Here is a 14,121-nt window from a genome sequence, read left to right on the forward strand (position 1 = left end):
AGCACAGAGTGCCCGGTCGGACAGCGCAGAAGCAAAGTCATCTTCATCCCCGTTTGGCGGCGTGGACGGGTGGCAGTCACTGCGACGGTGGATAGGGACCGTATCCTCCCGGCGTTCCGGGCGGTCCAGGGGGTCCCGGTGGGTAACCGGGCTGGCCCGCTGAGTAGCCGGGTTGCCCAGACGGGTACCCCTGCTGCGGAGGCGGATAACCCGCCTGACCGGGCGGGTATCCACCAGTCCCCTGCTGCTGTCCGCCCTGGTACGGCGGCCCCTGCGGCTGATCCTGGTACTGCGGAGCCCCACCCTGCGGCGCGCCGTACTGCGGAGGGCCCGCGGGCACCCCCTGGTACGGCTGCGCCTGGTACTGCGGCCCGCCCGGGTACTGCGGTCCATTCGGCACCCCCTGGTACTGCGGAACCGCCTGCGCGAACGCCGGCATCGGCGGGAACGGCACACTGGGGCGCCGCGCCCGGAGCTCGTCGAGCAGCTTCTTCTCGGTCTCCAGCGCCTCCGGGCCGATCACCTGGCGGACGATCTTGTCCCGCAGGTAGGCCAGCTCGGTCGCGTTCTGCTGGAAGGCCTTGGCCGCGGCCTCCGCCTGTCCGCCGTACCGCTTGGCGTTCTGGCGGAGCGCCTTGCGGCCGCGCAGGGTGGCGATCAGCGGCACGTCCTGCGGGATCAGCCAGCCGAACCGCACGTAGTCGTAGAGCCGGGACGCGATCATCTGCCCCTCGCGGGAGCGCATGATCAGGGCGAAGACGACCATCGCGATGAAGATCGGCACCATCAAGAACAGGTAGACGGTGATGAAGCCGCCGCCACCGGCCCAGCTGGCGCCGCCGTTCCACAGTCCGTGCGCGAGCACGGCGGTCAGGTAGCCGACGATCGGGGCCAGGTAGCGCACCGCGGTACTGCGGTGCCGGACGGCGATCCCGATCCCGATCGCGGTGAACGAGGTGAAGAGCGGATGCGCGAACGGCGAGATCAGCCCGCGAATCACGAACAGCACGAACGCGCCGCGCAGACCCGCGTCGCTGCCGGCCTCCTCGGAGAGCTGGTTGAAGATGCGGCCGTAGTACAGGATGTTCTCGGTGAAGGCGAAGCCGACGCCGACCATGCCGGCGTAGACCAGCGCGTCGATGATGCCGTCGAACTCCTTGCGGCGCAGCAGCGCCAGCAACAAGATGATCGAGCCCTTCGCGAACTCCTCCACCGGCGGTGCCACGAACACCGCCGACCGGTTGCCGCCGCTGCCGGACTCGTGCATCCACTCCGACACCTGGGTGTTGATGAAGATGGCGGCCAGGGTGGCGATGAAGGCGCCCCAGCACAGCGCGGTCAGGATGTACTTGGCCGGCTCCGGCTCGTACCGGTCGAGCCACAGGTACAGGGCGATCACCGGGATCACCGGGATGAAGGCGAAGACCAGCCCCCACATGAACCCGCCGGCGCCGGTCGACTTCGCCACGATCGCGAAGATGCCGAGCCCGGCGATCGCGAACGCGACCGCCACGACGACCCCGATCAGGATGCCCTGGTTGCGTCGCTGACCTGGGACCGGATGCTTGCCGAGCCGGTTGGGCAGCGGCGGTCCGCCGGGCGCGCCGACGGCCCCCGTCGCCGGTTGCGGCGACTCGGGCGTGCCTGGAGAGGGGTAACTCATGCAGGCAGCCTAGTTGTAGAGCCCTCCACACGGCAGGACCGCCCACTCGGCGTTACCGTGATGGAACGACAAGCCTGTACTTCGCAGTAGCCGGAGCCGCCCGTCCGCCGCTCCGCCCCGCCGAAGGAACCCACGAGCGTGATCACCCCACCATCTGAGAGACTCTGATCCGTGCCGGACCCAGATCCCGGCCCGAGAGCGCCCGTAGCTCAGCTGGATAGAGCGTCGGACTTCTAATCCGTTGGTCGCAGGTTCGAATCCTGCCGGGCGCGCAGTACAGGACGTGAGGGAATCCGGCCGGGGCCGAAGGTCAGGGGCCGAAGGTCAGGCGTCGAAGGTCAGGCGTCGACGCGGAACGGGTCGTGGTCGGCGAGGAGTTTGTCGAGGCGGGCCTGGTCGACGCGGTTGGTGACGACGGACAGCTCCTGGCGGTCCCGGACCACTTTGCACAGCGTCACGGTCGAGGTGACCAGGTACAGCAGGCCGAGGGCCAGGAAGGCCCGGATCCAGCCGGCCGCAGGCAGGTAGACGATGGCAATCGTCATGGCGGTCATCGAGATGCCGAAGGACAGGATCGCCTGCAGGTAGAAGGCCTGGGTCTGCGAGGGCTGGATCGGTTTCGTCATGCCCTCATCGTCGGCGCGGAGCGGGCGTCGCGCCTGAGCTGAACTACTCAAAGCAGAAGATCTGGTCCACGGCTCTGGCCCTGAACGGGCGACGGCCTTATCCTGTCCTCATGCATAGGACAGATGTGAACACAGATCTCGCCTCAACCGTAGCATCTGACGAAGCGGGGCGCAAGTCCCCCAATCCCGCCGGGTCCTGGCGCCTGGGCGATCAGCTGGTCAACCGGATCGGATTCGGCACCAAACGCCTCGGCGGCAGTGGTCCGATCGCCCACCGCCCAGCCGGTACTCCGGACGCGCTCGCTGCCGGCAGCGAGCGAGTGACGGCGCTGCTCCGGCAGGCCGTCGAGCTGGGGGTCAACCACCTCGACACCGCCGCCTTCTACCCGTCGTACGGGCGGGCCGGGGACAAGCACGGGTTCGACAGCGTCGACTGGGCGAACGACGCGATCCGCCGCGCCCTCGCCCCGTACTCCGACAACCTCCTGATCGCGACCAAGGTCGGCCCGCTCGAGCACGGGTTGGCCCGACCCGACCAACTGCGTGGCCTGGTCGAGGACAACCTGCGCCAACTCGGCCTGGAGACGCTCGACCTCGTGTACCTGCGCCAGACCGGCCTCACCTCGGTCGCGGAGCACTTCGGCATTCTGGCCGAGCTGCGCGAGGCCGGCATGATCCGGCACCTGGGTCTGTCCAACGTCCGCGGCGAGCATCTCGCGCAGGCCCAGGAGATCGCGCCGGTGGTCGCAGTTCAGAACCGGTACGGCGTGGGCTTCGGCCGCGTCAACGACACCATGCTGGCCACCTGCGGCGCGCAAGGTATCGCCTTCGTCCCGTTCTTCGCCGTCACCGCCACCGGGCGCGAGGAAGGCGGAGTCGCCGACTCGGACCCGGTCGTCGCGATCGCCCGTGAGCACGGCGCGACCCCGGCCCAGATCCGGATCGCCTGGACCCTGGCGAAGGGTTCGCACGTCCTGGCGATCCCCGGCACCAGCAACCCCGCCCACCTGGCCGAGAACCTCGCGGCCGGCTCGATCCAGCTGTCCGCCGAGCAACTCGCCGTCCTCGACGCCATCCCTTCCGACTGACCTAGCAGCCGGCCGGACCAGTACCCCGTACTGGTCCGGCCCCGGCGGTTCAGCGACCCCAGAAGGCGTCTTCGGCCGGCTGGTCGGCGGAGAACAGCCAGACCTCGACGATCTTGCCGTCGGCAACCTTCAGCAGGTCGACGCCGTCCTGGCCGAGGTCGGCGCCCGGACGCTGGGCGGTGAAGTGGATCGGGGCCGCCACCAGGTCGTCGCCGTTCAGCATCGGCGGGCCGGTCAGCGCGAGCTCGAAGCTGCCCTGGCTGATCTCCATCATCGCGCCGATCATCGCGTTCACCGCGCCGGCGCCGCTCTGCAGCCCGGAGAACCGGTTGCCACCGGGCTGGTGCCAGACCAGGTCGTCGGCCAGGAAGCCCGCCACGGCGGCGAAATCCTTCGCCGCGAGCGCGTCGAAGTACTGCTGAACCACTGCCACCGGGTCACTCATGATTCCTCCAGATCGGATCGTTTGTCCTGCTGGAGATCAATACTTACTATTGGTGACCATTAACCTCAACGTAACTAATGGCGGTCCGGCGATGACACAGCACAAGACCTATACTCCCCCGCCCGGCCAGAACTGGAACGTGCTGTCCAGCCAGTGCCCGTCCCGCACGTCGCTGGCCCGGATCGCCAATAAGTGGACCGCGATGGCCGTCGTCGTCCTGGACGACGGCCCGCTGCGTTTCGGCGACATCCGGACCGCGCTCGACGGCATCAGCGGCAAGGTGCTCACCGACACCCTGCGCGACCTGGAACGCGACGGCATGGTCACCCGCCGCTCGTACCCCGAGGTCCCACCCCGCGTCGAGTACGAGCTGACCCCGCTCGGCCGCACCTTGCAGGGCCCACTGACTGCGCTCTGCCGCTGGGCCGAGGAGCACATCCCCGAAGTACTGGCCGCCCGCGACGCCTACGACGACCGCTGACCCTCAGCCGTTGAAGAAGCCGTCCAGCGCCGGCGCGAGAATCTCGGGTGAGACCTGGTGGAACTCGCCAGGCAGGCCGAGCAGCCGGGCGTTCGGGAGAGCCTCGGCGGTCTGCCGGGTCGAGTCTTGGAGCCAGGCCGGGCTGGCGGTGCTGTGCAGGGCGAGGACGTCGATCGAGATGGACGCCAGCAACTCCACCGGTACTGAGCTGTCGCCCATCTGCAAGGCGTCGTAGGCCAGGGTGGGCGCCATCGCCTCGAGGGACTTCCACATCGGGGTGTCCTTGAAGCTGTCGACCAGCTCCTGCGGCTGACCGACCGCCTCGACCATGAACAGTTCGGCTGCGGCGCTGGGGTTCCCGTCGGCGACGAAGCGCTGCAGGCGTTCGAGGTAACGGACCGGGGCCGGGGGTGCGCCATCGACTCGAAACGGCGGTTCCATCAGGGCCAGCTTTTCGAAGCCGACGCCTGCCGCGACCGCGCGCAGGAGCAGCATGACGCCGGACGAGTCGGCCGACGCGAAGACAGCACCGGTGGCTTCACGGAGAGCAGCAAGGTCCTCCATCTCCCGCTCCACCGAGTACTGCGTGCTGTCGGTGCTGTCGCCTCGGCCGCGACGGTCGTAGGTGATGACGGTGAACGACGACGACAGCGCGGTCGCCAGCGGTACGTAGTACGAGCGGTCGGTGAAGGCGCCGGCCACCAGAATCAGTCCCGGTCCGCTGCCGAAGGTGTCGTAGGCGATGATGGTTCCGTCGGAAGAGCTGATCGTGTCCATACCCCTCCGTCGATCGATGCCGCTCCAGCAAGACACCAGTCAGCTATGACCTGGGTCACAGCGAGGTGAGCGGAGAAAGTCCGTGACCGCCGCGAGCCAGCGGTCCGGGGCCTTGGCATGGATCCGATGACCTACGTCGATCGTCGTGAGGGTCGCAGCAGGCATCACCTTCGCCACCAGATCGAAGCGCGACTGGTCCAGGTGGCTTGCGCCTCCTCCTGCCAGCAGGAGAGTCCGAGCAGTGATCGACGACAGCGCGTCCCACCATTGCGGGCGGGGAGCGCGCAACTCGGCGACGACCTGGCGGAGCATCACCGGGTCGAAGCGACCGCGGTTGAGCAAACCCATCAGCCGAAGCACCAGACCACTGCCGGACTGCCGACTGGGCGGACCGTCCTGCGCGTCGCGTGGCGGAACCGGCAACTCCTCCAGCACCAACCGCGCGACCCTGCCCGGCTCGTAGGTCGCGACAGTAGTGGCCACGAAGGCACCGAGCGACGCTCCGACCAGAGTCACCTCGCCAAGCCGTTCTATGTCGCGCAGTACCTGGTCGCGGAGGTCGTTCAACGAGTACGACGACTGTCGCGCCGCGCCGCGATGACCGAGCAAGATCGGGCGGTGGACGCGATAGCCGAGCTCGGTCAGCCCGGGGAGCACCTCGTCCCAGGTGGCCGGGCTGCTCCCGGCGGCATGCAGGCAAACCAGGTCTTTCATCAGGCTCCGATCGAGACGAGGAGGACGCCGGCCACCACTGCGGTCAAGCCGACCACTGCCGTGCGGGTGAGTCGCTCACGGAGTACAGCCAGGCCCAGAAGGTTGCCAATAGCAACATTGAGGGTGCGGCCGACCGCGACCGTGCTGACCGGCGACAAGGACATCGCCACCAGCACCAACCCGTAGCTGGCCGGTGTGAGCAGCGCGATCGGAATCGCGCGACGCCAGGACGCGAACACGGCCCGCGTGAGCCGCCGGCGCGGCGCGAGGACCAGCGTCAGCACGGCGAGCTGACCGACGTTGGTGACAGCCAGATAGGGCAGCGTCTGCGCGCCGAGTGAAGCGATCGCGTACCCGTCCCACAGCGTGTAGCCGGCGCTGCAGGCCGCGACAGCCAGGCCCTTCAGACTCCCCCGGCCGGGTGCCACCCGATCCATCACCAGTACGCCGAACAGCACCGCCGCGACGCCACACCAAACCTGCAGCGACGGCCCGCCGATCCACGGAATGGCCGCCAGCGTGACGATCACCGGCGTCGCCCCTCGGCTGACCGAGTAGACGCCGGAGAAGTCGCCGGTCTTGTAGGCCCATTGCAGGACGACGGAGTACGCCGTGTGGAGCAGCATGCTGACCAGCGCTGCCTGCCAAGTCACGCCCAGCTCGCCGCGGACGAAGTACCAGACGAGCACGACAACCGACAGCGGCGCGGCGATGGCCGCACACAGCCAGACGAACTGCGGCCCTTGCTCACCGGAGGTCTTCATCAGCAGATTCCAGCCCGCGTGGCAGAACGCCGCCGCCGTCAGCAGCCCCAGGACCATCACGTAGACAGTGTCTACACCATCGCCGTAGACACTGTCTACTGACGCGTTGATCTGATAAGCATGACCGATGACATGGCCGCGAATGGTGTGGATCGGTGGGGCGCCGGGAGCCGGGAAGTCGACGATCGCGCGGAGGCTGGCGCGCGAGCTGGATCTGCCGTTGCATCCCGTGGATCTGTGGACCTATGACCACGTGGGGCGGATGCCGCCGTTGCGACCGCTGGCGGAAGACCTGGCCGAGGGGCCGGAGTTCGCGGCGGAGGCGTTCGTGCGGATCGGGCGGACGCGGCTCGACTTGGTCGTCGAGGACGTGCGGGCGCGAGGGCTCGGCGAGGTTCCGGCACTGGTCGAGGGGCCGCAGTTGTATCCGTCGATGGTCGCCGACGGCGTAGTCGCCGCGGTGTGGCTGCTACCGGATCCGGAGCAGACTCGCCGAGCTCGGGAGGCGCGGCTCGAGGGGATCGACGATCCGGCTGGTCGCGCTCGACTAGAGGGGTTGATGGCGCGGGACGCGGTGCTGGCCGCGCGGGTGCGGCAGGAGGCAGCGCAGTACGGGCGGACGTTGATCGAGGTGTCGGCGGAGCCTGACTGGGAGGCGATCACAGCGGCGGTCGCGACTGCCTTGGGGCCGCAGCCGTCGCTAGCGGCCGGCGTCGAGCTGAGCAGGCAGCGGCGGATCGAGAATCTGGCTGCGTGTCGTCAGATCCGGCTGTGGCTGGCGGACATCGGAGTACGGGAACAGCGGCCGTTCCCCTTCGCCTGCGAGTGCGGGACGACCGGCTGCGCACTCTCCTGCGACCTCACGCCCGACCAGTACGACGTACGCGGCGCCGACGCGCACTAGTGGGACGACCGCATCGCCTTGGCCAGCTCTTCGAGGGCCGGTAGCGCCTCGATGATCGTCCTCGACGATTGCTCCGGGAGCTGATCGAGACAGCCGCCGATCGCCTCGGTCCGCAGAAGCTTCACGCGTTCGTGCAACTGCCGGCCGGCCTCGGTCGCCTCGACCCGGATCGCACGGAGATCCTCAGGATTGGGGTCGCGCTGGATCAGGCCGAGCTCCGTCAGCTTGCCGACCACACGGGACAGCATGGTCGGGTTCAAGCCTTCGAGCCGGGCCAGCTCGGTCAGGCCGAGCGGGCCGCGGAAGGCGATCAGCCCCAGCACCGAGGCCTGGGTCGGCGTCAGCCCCTCGCCGGTGGCGGTGGCATTGAGCTCGCGCGCGAGCTTGGAGATCACACCGCGCAGCTTGCTCAGCGTCTCGGTATCGGTCATCTCACCCCTCATCTCACCCCTTTATTGCCTGCTGGCAAGCAATGTAGTCTGCTGATCGATGTCACCGTCGAGTTCAGCAGCCGAACAGACCGCCGATCCGGCCGCGGACGAGCCGCTGGCCCACCGGCGGATCGTGTTCGGCATCGTCTCGATCGCGCTGCTGATGGCCTCGATCGATCAGACCATAGTGGCGACCGCGCTGAACGCCATCCGCGGCGACCTGCACGCGGAGCTGAACTGGAGCGGCTGGACGATCACCATCTACGCGCTCGGTCAGATCATCGTGATGCCGCTGGCCGGCCGGCTCGGTGACCAGTTCGGCCGCAAGCGCGTCTTCCTCGGCGCCGCGGTGCTGTTCACGGTGGCCTCGCTGTGCTGCAGCCTGGCCGACAACATCTACCTGCTGGTGGTGTTCCGGGCCTTCCAGGCGATCGGCGGCGGCGCCTTCATGCCGACCGCGACCGGGATCGTCTCCGAGCAGTTCGGCCGCGACCGGGACCGCGCGATCGGGATGTTCACCTCGATCTTCCCGATCGGCGGCATCCTCGGCCCGATCATCGGCGGCATCATCGTCACCTACTGGTCCTGGCGGGAGATCTTCATCGTCAACGTGCCGATCGGGGTGCTGCTGATCGGGCTCGGTCTGCGCTTCATCCCCCGCAGTACGCCGAAGCCGGCCGCCAAGGTCGACCTGGTCGGCGCGGTGCTGCTGACCCTGACGATCCTGTTCGGGATGTACGGGATCAGCTCGCTCGGCAGCAGCGGCGCCGAACCCACCGATCCGCTGTTCATCGCGGCCGAGGTGATCGCCGTCGTACTCGGCTTCCTGTTCGTGCGACACGCCAATCGCAGCGCGGCGCCGTTCATCCCCATCAACCTGCTGCGCGGCCGTGGCTTCGGTGCGATGAACGCGATCAACTTCCTCTTCGGCGCGGCCGTGCTGGGCTTCGGCGCGCTGGTCCCGCTGTACGCCGAATCGCGGTACGGAATCCAGCCGCTGCAGGCCGGAACGTTGCTGACGGCAAGGGCTGTCGGGATGATCTGCGTGGCGGGGCTGGCGGTCTTCGCGCTCCGCCGGACCGGGTACCGGGCACCGATGATCGGCGGCTTCCTGCTGGTCGCGGGCGGGATGACGCTGATGGCGCTCGCGCCGCACGGGCTCACGCCGTACGGGTGGCTGGCGCTGGCGGCCGGCGTCACGGGCGTCGGAATGGGGCTGTCCATCCCGGCCTCGAACAACGCCAGCCTGCAACTCGCCCCGGACCAGATCTCGGCGATCGCCGGCCTGCGCGGGATGTTCCGCCAGTCCGGCGGCATCGTCGCCGTCTCGGTCACCACCACGCTGCTGTCGCACGCCGAGAACGGCGGGCTGGCCCAGTCGCACAGCTTCGTGGTTTTCGCGGCCGTGCTGCTGCTGATCGTGCCGTTGACCCTGCTCGTTCCGGACCATCGCGGCGCGTGGTGAATTTTCCTGCCGGTCCTCCGGGTGCGGGCGGCAACGGTGTGCTACCGTTTCCGACGGTTGCAGTTTTGCAGTTCCCCGTTCGTTTTTGAAACGCCCGCGGATTTGTGATCCGCAGGGCGTTTTCTCATTTCTGGGCCTCGGTCCGGTGTGGGAGGGCTCGTTCGGCAACCAGGGGACCGGCGACCGTCGGGACCTGTTACCCGCCCCACACAAGGAGCAGATCATGGCCAGCGGAACAGTGAAGTGGTTCAACGGTGAAAAGGGCTTCGGCTTCATTTCTCAGGACGGCGGCGGCGCCGACGTCTTCGTGCACTACTCGGCGATCGCGGCGGACGGCTACCGTTCGCTCGATGAGAACCAGAAGGTCGAGTTCGACCTGACCCAGGGCCCGAAGGGCCCGCAGGCGGAGAACGTCCGCCCGGTCTGAACCACCGCTTGAGCAAGCCCGGCCGTTTTCGGCCGGGCTTGTTCTTTTTATCTGACCCAGAGAATTTCCCCGTCGACCAACTGATCCGTCTTGCTGAGTCCAGCGGCGGCAGCGACTCCGGCTGAGGCCGTGTGGTCCGGGTGGATGGTCGCGGTGATCCGCTGTGCCCCGTGTGCGTCCAGCCAGCCGACGAGAGCGATCGCGGCCTCCTTGGCGAAGCCCTGGCCCTGCCAGCTCGTCCCCACCACCCAGGCGATCTCCGCCTCGTCACCGATCACCGTGGCCTGGACATACCCGGCCAGCGTGTCGTACTGCGTGACGCTGATCACCCAGTTGAGCCACGACTCCCCCTCACGCCCCGGACCGGCCACCTGCCGCCGGTAGCGCTCCACGAGACTCTCGACCGTCGGCGGCTCGCCACCGGTGAACGTGTAGAGCGCAGGGTCGGCGAGCACCTCAGCCATCGCGTCGGCGTACTCGACCTGCAGCGGCTGCATCACGAGCCGCTCGGAAGCGAATGTGGTGGCAATCATGGGTCGACGGTAGCGGCGAGCGGCTCGGCAGCTCCCTCCACTGCCGGCCCGCCCGACGCCACCTCCCCCGCTACGCGTGCACCGGCGCGTTCGGATGCAGGTCGAACCGCGGGTTACGCCGGTCCCCCTCCCCGTACGGCGTGACGCGCTCCTCGTAGTGCAGATGCGGTCCGGCAGCCGCGCCAAGGCGATCCCCTGTCTCCACCGTGTCGCCCTGACGCACCTCCGGCTCGGCCAGGTGGTCGTACAGATGCCAGATGGCATTGGACTCGACCACTACCTGCCCAGCCGACACCCGTACCACGACCCCGGCCATGGTGGCCCTGATCGGCGTACCGGCGGCGGCACGGTAGTCACGGCCCGAGTGGAAGCCGTGCCCGCCGTCGCCTGCGACCCCGAACTCGCAGGTCACGTCCGCGTTGTGTACCGGAGCTGCCATGCCAAGAGGGTGCTGACAAACCTTCTGCCAGTCTTAAAGGTGGGTCTCGATCACATCTCAGACCCGTGCGGGCACCGCCGGGTAGGGCGCCGGCTCGACCTCCAGCTCGCCCATGCGCTGGATGTAGGTCCGGTAGGCCCGCCTGGCTTCGCCGTGGGCTCCACTCGCCTGGAAGGCCGCTACCAGCCCCAGGTGCGCGCGTTCGTCGTACTGGTCGCGCTGGAGGATCCGCAGCAGATACCCGGCGGCTGCGTCGGGGTCACCCTTGCCCCGCTCGGCAAGCACGCGCGCGACGCGGACATAGAGCGCCCTGGCCTCTTCCCGCATCCCGGCGGCCCAGTCGGCGTACACGTCCTCCTCCAGGAAGTCCCCGCTGTACGCCGCCTCCGCCGCGCGCAGCAGCGGCATGCTGTTGCTGTCCAGGCCATTACGGGCGTCATGGAGGAAGCCCTCGACATCGACGGACGTCTGGTCGCCGTCAAGCCAGATGGTGGCCCGGTCGGCTCCGACGAAGCGGTCAGCCGGGAAGTGCTTGTCCGGGTCGAGCACCGAGCGCACAGTCGACAGGGCGACCGACAGTCTGGGTGAGGCGACTGCTTCGCCCTGGTCCGGCCAGAGCAGGTCCAGGAGCTGCACTCGGGCCACCGGGCGGCACCTGCGGGCCACCAGGATCTTGAGCAGGTCGCGAGCCTTCTTGGAGGGCCACTCGCCTAGCTGGATCGCCTTGCCGTCCCGTAGTACGCGGAAACCGCCTAGGCACTCGATGCGGACCGGGGCCGGCCCTGTCTGCTGGCTGGCGGCAAGAGCGGCCGCGGCGTACCGGGTGGCTCCGGCGGCCAGGAACTGCTGGTGAGCCCTCAGTGCCAACTCACGGCCTTCAGCGCCCGGGGTACGTCCTGCCAACATCAATTCAGCCCGTGCCTGTCCTAGTGGATCGCCCAGCTCATGCCGGATGTTCAGTACTTCGTGCAGCACCTCGCCGCCGTCCGCTGCCGCATACAGCTCAAGTGCGTCGGCCAGCCCGGCCCGGTCGCGGCGGCGACGGCAGAGCGCGGCAGACTCCTCGGCAGCAGCTGCAGCCTCTGCCTTGTTGCCCGCGTGCAGCGTCACCCAGCCCAGCGCTACTAGTGCGCCGGACAATCCCGGGACGGGCCCGTAAGCCACTGCCTGCTTGGCGATCTCGGCAAGCTCTGCAGCTCGTTCGGGCTCCTCCACGGCCAGGACCCGCGCTAGGCCGGCCAACGACGGCACCAACGACTGCATGTCCCTGGTGTCGTCTGCCATCGCAATGGCTTCCTCGTAACAAGCTCTGGCCATCGCCCTGTCACCGCGTTCGCGATAGACCTCCCCCAGTACTGCGAGGGGCTGTGCGACCCGCTTCGACTCCAGCTTCTGGTAGAGCGCCCGCGACGCCTCCAACTCGCCAATGGCCTCGTCCAGCCGGCCTAGGCGCAGCAGTGCCTCGCCACGGTTGTTGAGTGCCAGCGCACGGAACACGGCGAAACCGGCCCGGTCTGCCAACTCCAGTGCGATCTCCAGCTCGGCCAGGCCGCGCGCATAGTCGCCCTCGGCGATGTGGTGCGAAGCACGGTTGACCCTGATCCGGATCGACTGCAGCAGGTCGCCTGCTCGCTCCGCATGCTCCAACGCCCGCAGATAGTGGGACGCATTGCCACGCGGGTCACTGTCGACAGCAGCCAGCATGGCCAACACTGTATGGACAATGGCGAGCGCCCGGTCGTCACTGGACACCTTGGCGGAGATCTCGGCGCTGGCGATCAACTCACGGCACTCGTCGAACTCTCCGCGCAGCCAGTGCGCCCCGGCCCACCAAGCCTGCAGCAGCGCCTCGTCTGCCGGGTGCTGCCCGTCGATCCGCCCCCGCCGGTACATGGCAACTGCTACGTCGGTCCTGCCACGCAGGTGGTGGATCAGTCCGAGCCGCCAGGCAATGGCGACCGGGATCTCGCCTTCCGGCTCGATGATCCGAGCGAAGCACCTCTCCGCGCCCTGCCAGTCGCCGAGCACCTGCCGCGCTTCGCCTTCCAGTTGGTCCATTGCGGCGTCATGCAGGTCATCAGGCAGGGAGGTGACGGCCACGACAACCGTCTCGGCCATCCCGCCGCTGACCATCGCGTGCCCTCGCTGAGTGAGCATCCGGGCGACGTGTGCCGGGTCCACTGCCTGGTAGCAGGCCAACGCGTCCCGGTGGTCACTGATCGACTCGAACCACTGTCCTGCTTGCAGAGTCAGGTCGGCCATCCCGCTCTCGTTGGTGGACAGGCGATCGATGGCGAAGTCGCGGACCAGCGGATTGAGCTCGTAGCCATCCACCTCCCCAGCAGAGACCAGGAGTCCTCTAGTACGCAACTGCTGCAGGGTTTCCGAGCTCTCGGTGAGCCCGATCGCCTGACAGAGCTCGGCGCTGAACCTCGGCAGGACAGCAACCGCCGCGACCAACCGGCGTACGGATGCAGGCTCTGCGGCGAAGACCTCCTCTGCCAGGTAGTCGTACAGCGGACCATCTGAACGCACTGCCCTCCGCAGACGCCCCTGGCGGTCCGCGGCCGGCACAGTCCGCAGGGCCTCGACCGCCAGCCGCACAGCCGCCGGCCACCCCTGTACTGCGGCCTGCAACGGCTCGGCGAGCTCCTCAGACCCTTCACCCAGTACTACGTCCAGCACCGCGAGCGTCTCCTGCACGGTGAACGCCAGCGCCGTCGCATCGATCTCCAGCACCTGGCCCCGGCCCCGCAGCCGGTCTATGCCAAAGGGCATGGGCGTACGGGATGCGACCACCAGATGCAGAGAAGGCGGCGCGACTCGCACCAGGCACTCGATCAGCTTGGTGGCCGGATCTCCGGGGTTGAGCTCGTGCAGGTCGTCCAGGACGAGCACCAGGTCGGTGGTGAGGTTCTGCTCGAGCGCGTCAGCCAGCACAGCGGCGTACGCGAGAGCTCTGGTGCTCTGCTCGGCATCAGCATCAGGGCCGCGCGGCCCCTGGAGCTCAGCAGCGAGCACGGCAGACAGTGCTGGTACCTGGCGGCGCAGTGCCTCGACCAGACCGGTCACCATCGCAGCGAGTGAGCGGTCCTCGGCCCGGACCGTGTACCAAGCGCAGGGCCGCTCTGCAGCCCAGGAGCCGAGCAGAGTGGACTTCCCGAACCCTGCGTCGGCCACCACCGTCAGCAAGCGGCGCCGAGCGCCCTCACTCAACAGCTTGGTCAGCCGCGGCCGTCCGACCATCCCCTGCATAGCCCCACCCCTCTCCCCCCAAGACGCTTCCCACGGCACAGAGACAGCACAGCACTGTGGGTAGTGGCGCCGCAACAGTGCTGCCACGGACCCCCTGGACAAGCAGTTG

General features: G+C 68.3%; 15 protein-coding genes and 1 tRNA gene. 6 read left to right on the top strand and 10 right to left on the bottom strand.

The window, feature by feature from the left end; genetic code table 11:
• Nucleotides 1–76: 76 nt before the first annotated feature.
• Complete coding sequence (locus AB0P21_RS09915) at nt 77–1,663, bottom strand: PrsW family glutamic-type intramembrane protease (protein WP_363695299.1); 1,587 nt, start codon at nt 1,661–1,663, stop codon at nt 77–79.
• Nucleotides 1,664–1,861: 198 nt separating this feature from the next.
• Between AB0P21_RS09915 and AB0P21_RS09920 the strand changes: the two genes are divergently transcribed.
• Nucleotides 1,862–1,935 (top strand) — tRNA-Arg (locus AB0P21_RS09920).
• A 66-nt stretch (nt 1,936–2,001) separates the two neighbouring features.
• Here the strand turns inward: AB0P21_RS09920 and AB0P21_RS09925 are convergent.
• The gene (locus AB0P21_RS09925; RefSeq protein WP_363695300.1) at nt 2,002–2,289 is read right to left on the bottom strand and encodes a YiaA/YiaB family inner membrane protein; all 288 of its coding nucleotides are present in this window, start codon (nt 2,287–2,289) and stop codon (nt 2,002–2,004) included.
• 110 nt (nt 2,290–2,399) lie between these two features.
• On the opposite strand from AB0P21_RS09925, the gene AB0P21_RS09930 reads away from it, so the two are divergent.
• Complete coding sequence (locus tag AB0P21_RS09930) at nt 2,400–3,377, top strand: aldo/keto reductase (RefSeq protein ID WP_363695301.1); 978 nt, start codon at nt 2,400–2,402, stop codon at nt 3,375–3,377.
• 49 nt (nt 3,378–3,426) lie between these two features.
• Here AB0P21_RS09930 and AB0P21_RS09935 read toward each other — a convergent pair whose 3' ends face one another.
• Nucleotides 3,427–3,822: a nuclear transport factor 2 family protein gene (locus AB0P21_RS09935; RefSeq protein WP_363695302.1), complete on the bottom strand. Its 396-nt coding sequence runs from the start codon at nt 3,820–3,822 to the stop codon at nt 3,427–3,429.
• A 91-nt stretch (nt 3,823–3,913) separates the two neighbouring features.
• On the opposite strand from AB0P21_RS09935, the gene AB0P21_RS09940 reads away from it, so the two are divergent.
• Nucleotides 3,914–4,303: a helix-turn-helix domain-containing protein gene (locus AB0P21_RS09940; RefSeq protein ID WP_363695303.1), complete on the top strand. Its 390-nt coding sequence runs from the start codon at nt 3,914–3,916 to the stop codon at nt 4,301–4,303.
• Between the two features lie 3 nt (nt 4,304–4,306).
• On the opposite strand, the gene AB0P21_RS09945 is transcribed toward AB0P21_RS09940, so the two are convergent.
• The 3 genes from AB0P21_RS09945 to AB0P21_RS09955 are packed head-to-tail and all read right to left on the bottom strand — an operon-like array spanning nt 4,307 to nt 6,615.
• Nucleotides 4,307–5,080 (bottom strand): alpha/beta hydrolase, encoded by a 774-nt coding sequence (locus tag AB0P21_RS09945; RefSeq protein ID WP_363695305.1) that lies wholly within the window; start codon nt 5,078–5,080, stop codon nt 4,307–4,309.
• Nucleotides 5,081–5,119: 39 nt separating this feature from the next.
• The gene (locus AB0P21_RS09950; RefSeq protein WP_363695306.1) at nt 5,120–5,794 is read right to left on the bottom strand and encodes an alpha/beta hydrolase; all 675 of its coding nucleotides are present in this window, start codon (nt 5,792–5,794) and stop codon (nt 5,120–5,122) included.
• A complete protein-coding gene (locus AB0P21_RS09955) occupies nt 5,794–6,615 on the bottom strand; it encodes an EamA family transporter (protein WP_363695307.1) in 822 nt (273 codons plus the stop codon). Before AB0P21_RS09955 ends, AB0P21_RS09950 begins: the two co-directional genes overlap by 1 nt.
• A gap of 70 nt (nt 6,616–6,685) precedes the next feature.
• Here AB0P21_RS09955 and AB0P21_RS09960 point away from each other — a divergent pair, with 70 nt between their 5' ends.
• Nucleotides 6,686–7,462 (top strand): hypothetical protein, encoded by a 777-nt coding sequence (locus AB0P21_RS09960; RefSeq protein WP_363695308.1) that lies wholly within the window; start codon nt 6,686–6,688, stop codon nt 7,460–7,462.
• On the opposite strand, the gene AB0P21_RS09965 is transcribed toward AB0P21_RS09960, so the two are convergent.
• The gene (locus AB0P21_RS09965) at nt 7,459–7,893 is read right to left on the bottom strand and encodes a MarR family transcriptional regulator (protein WP_363695310.1); all 435 of its coding nucleotides are present in this window, start codon (nt 7,891–7,893) and stop codon (nt 7,459–7,461) included. The genes AB0P21_RS09960 and AB0P21_RS09965 overlap by 4 nt on opposite strands.
• 58 nt (nt 7,894–7,951) lie before the next feature.
• Between AB0P21_RS09965 and AB0P21_RS09970 the strand changes: the two genes are divergently transcribed.
• Nucleotides 7,952–9,358, top strand: coding sequence for an MFS transporter (locus AB0P21_RS09970; RefSeq protein ID WP_363695311.1), 1,407 nt, complete (start codon nt 7,952–7,954; stop codon nt 9,356–9,358).
• Nucleotides 9,359–9,581: 223 nt separating this feature from the next.
• On the top strand, nt 9,582–9,785 hold the full coding sequence (locus AB0P21_RS09975; protein WP_026163488.1) for a cold-shock protein: 204 nt from the start codon (nt 9,582–9,584) through the stop codon (nt 9,783–9,785).
• A 47-nt stretch (nt 9,786–9,832) separates the two neighbouring features.
• Here AB0P21_RS09975 and AB0P21_RS09980 read toward each other — a convergent pair whose 3' ends face one another.
• The 3 genes from AB0P21_RS09980 to AB0P21_RS09990 form a co-directional block, all read right to left on the bottom strand.
• Nucleotides 9,833–10,318: a GNAT family N-acetyltransferase gene (locus AB0P21_RS09980; protein WP_363695312.1), complete on the bottom strand. Its 486-nt coding sequence runs from the start codon at nt 10,316–10,318 to the stop codon at nt 9,833–9,835.
• 70 nt (nt 10,319–10,388) lie between these two features.
• Complete coding sequence (locus AB0P21_RS09985) at nt 10,389–10,757, bottom strand: M23 family metallopeptidase (RefSeq protein ID WP_363695314.1); 369 nt, start codon at nt 10,755–10,757, stop codon at nt 10,389–10,391.
• A 57-nt stretch (nt 10,758–10,814) separates the two neighbouring features.
• The gene (locus AB0P21_RS09990; RefSeq protein WP_363695316.1) at nt 10,815–14,012 is read right to left on the bottom strand and encodes a tetratricopeptide repeat protein; all 3,198 of its coding nucleotides are present in this window, start codon (nt 14,010–14,012) and stop codon (nt 10,815–10,817) included.
• Nucleotides 14,013–14,121 lie beyond the last annotated feature (109 nt).

Source organism: Kribbella sp. NPDC056861, from assembly GCF_040687575.1.
In the GTDB taxonomy this organism is placed as follows: Bacteria; Actinomycetota; Actinomycetes; order Propionibacteriales; family Kribbellaceae; genus Kribbella.

What these genes read in the sequence shown, in the direction of transcription:
- AB0P21_RS09950 (WP_363695306.1), bottom strand. Translation starts at nt 5,794, where the DNA reads ATGAAAGACCTGGTTTGCCTGCATGCCGCCGGGAGCAGCCCGGCCACC.
- AB0P21_RS09940 (WP_363695303.1), top strand. Translation starts at nt 3,914, where the DNA reads ATGACACAGCACAAGACCTATACTCCCCCGCCCGGCCAGAACTGGAAC.
- AB0P21_RS09965 (WP_363695310.1), bottom strand. Translation starts at nt 7,893, where the DNA reads ATGACCGATACCGAGACGCTGAGCAAGCTGCGCGGTGTGATCTCCAAG.
- AB0P21_RS09985 (WP_363695314.1), bottom strand. Translation starts at nt 10,757, where the DNA reads ATGGCAGCTCCGGTACACAACGCGGACGTGACCTGCGAGTTCGGGGTC.
- AB0P21_RS09945 (WP_363695305.1), bottom strand. Translation starts at nt 5,080, where the DNA reads ATGGACACGATCAGCTCTTCCGACGGAACCATCATCGCCTACGACACC.
- AB0P21_RS09960 (WP_363695308.1), top strand. Translation starts at nt 6,686, where the DNA reads ATGACATGGCCGCGAATGGTGTGGATCGGTGGGGCGCCGGGAGCCGGG.
- AB0P21_RS09930 (WP_363695301.1), top strand. Translation starts at nt 2,400, where the DNA reads ATGCATAGGACAGATGTGAACACAGATCTCGCCTCAACCGTAGCATCT.
- AB0P21_RS09935 (WP_363695302.1), bottom strand. Translation starts at nt 3,822, where the DNA reads ATGAGTGACCCGGTGGCAGTGGTTCAGCAGTACTTCGACGCGCTCGCG.
- AB0P21_RS09980 (WP_363695312.1), bottom strand. Translation starts at nt 10,318, where the DNA reads ATGATTGCCACCACATTCGCTTCCGAGCGGCTCGTGATGCAGCCGCTG.
- AB0P21_RS09970 (WP_363695311.1), top strand. Translation starts at nt 7,952, where the DNA reads ATGTCACCGTCGAGTTCAGCAGCCGAACAGACCGCCGATCCGGCCGCG.
- AB0P21_RS09975 (WP_026163488.1), top strand. Translation starts at nt 9,582, where the DNA reads ATGGCCAGCGGAACAGTGAAGTGGTTCAACGGTGAAAAGGGCTTCGGC.
- AB0P21_RS09955 (WP_363695307.1), bottom strand. Translation starts at nt 6,615, where the DNA reads ATGGTCCTGGGGCTGCTGACGGCGGCGGCGTTCTGCCACGCGGGCTGG.
- AB0P21_RS09915 (WP_363695299.1), bottom strand. Translation starts at nt 1,663, where the DNA reads ATGAGTTACCCCTCTCCAGGCACGCCCGAGTCGCCGCAACCGGCGACG.
- AB0P21_RS09925 (WP_363695300.1), bottom strand. Translation starts at nt 2,289, where the DNA reads ATGACGAAACCGATCCAGCCCTCGCAGACCCAGGCCTTCTACCTGCAG.
- AB0P21_RS09990 (WP_363695316.1), bottom strand. Translation starts at nt 14,012, where the DNA reads ATGCAGGGGATGGTCGGACGGCCGCGGCTGACCAAGCTGTTGAGTGAG.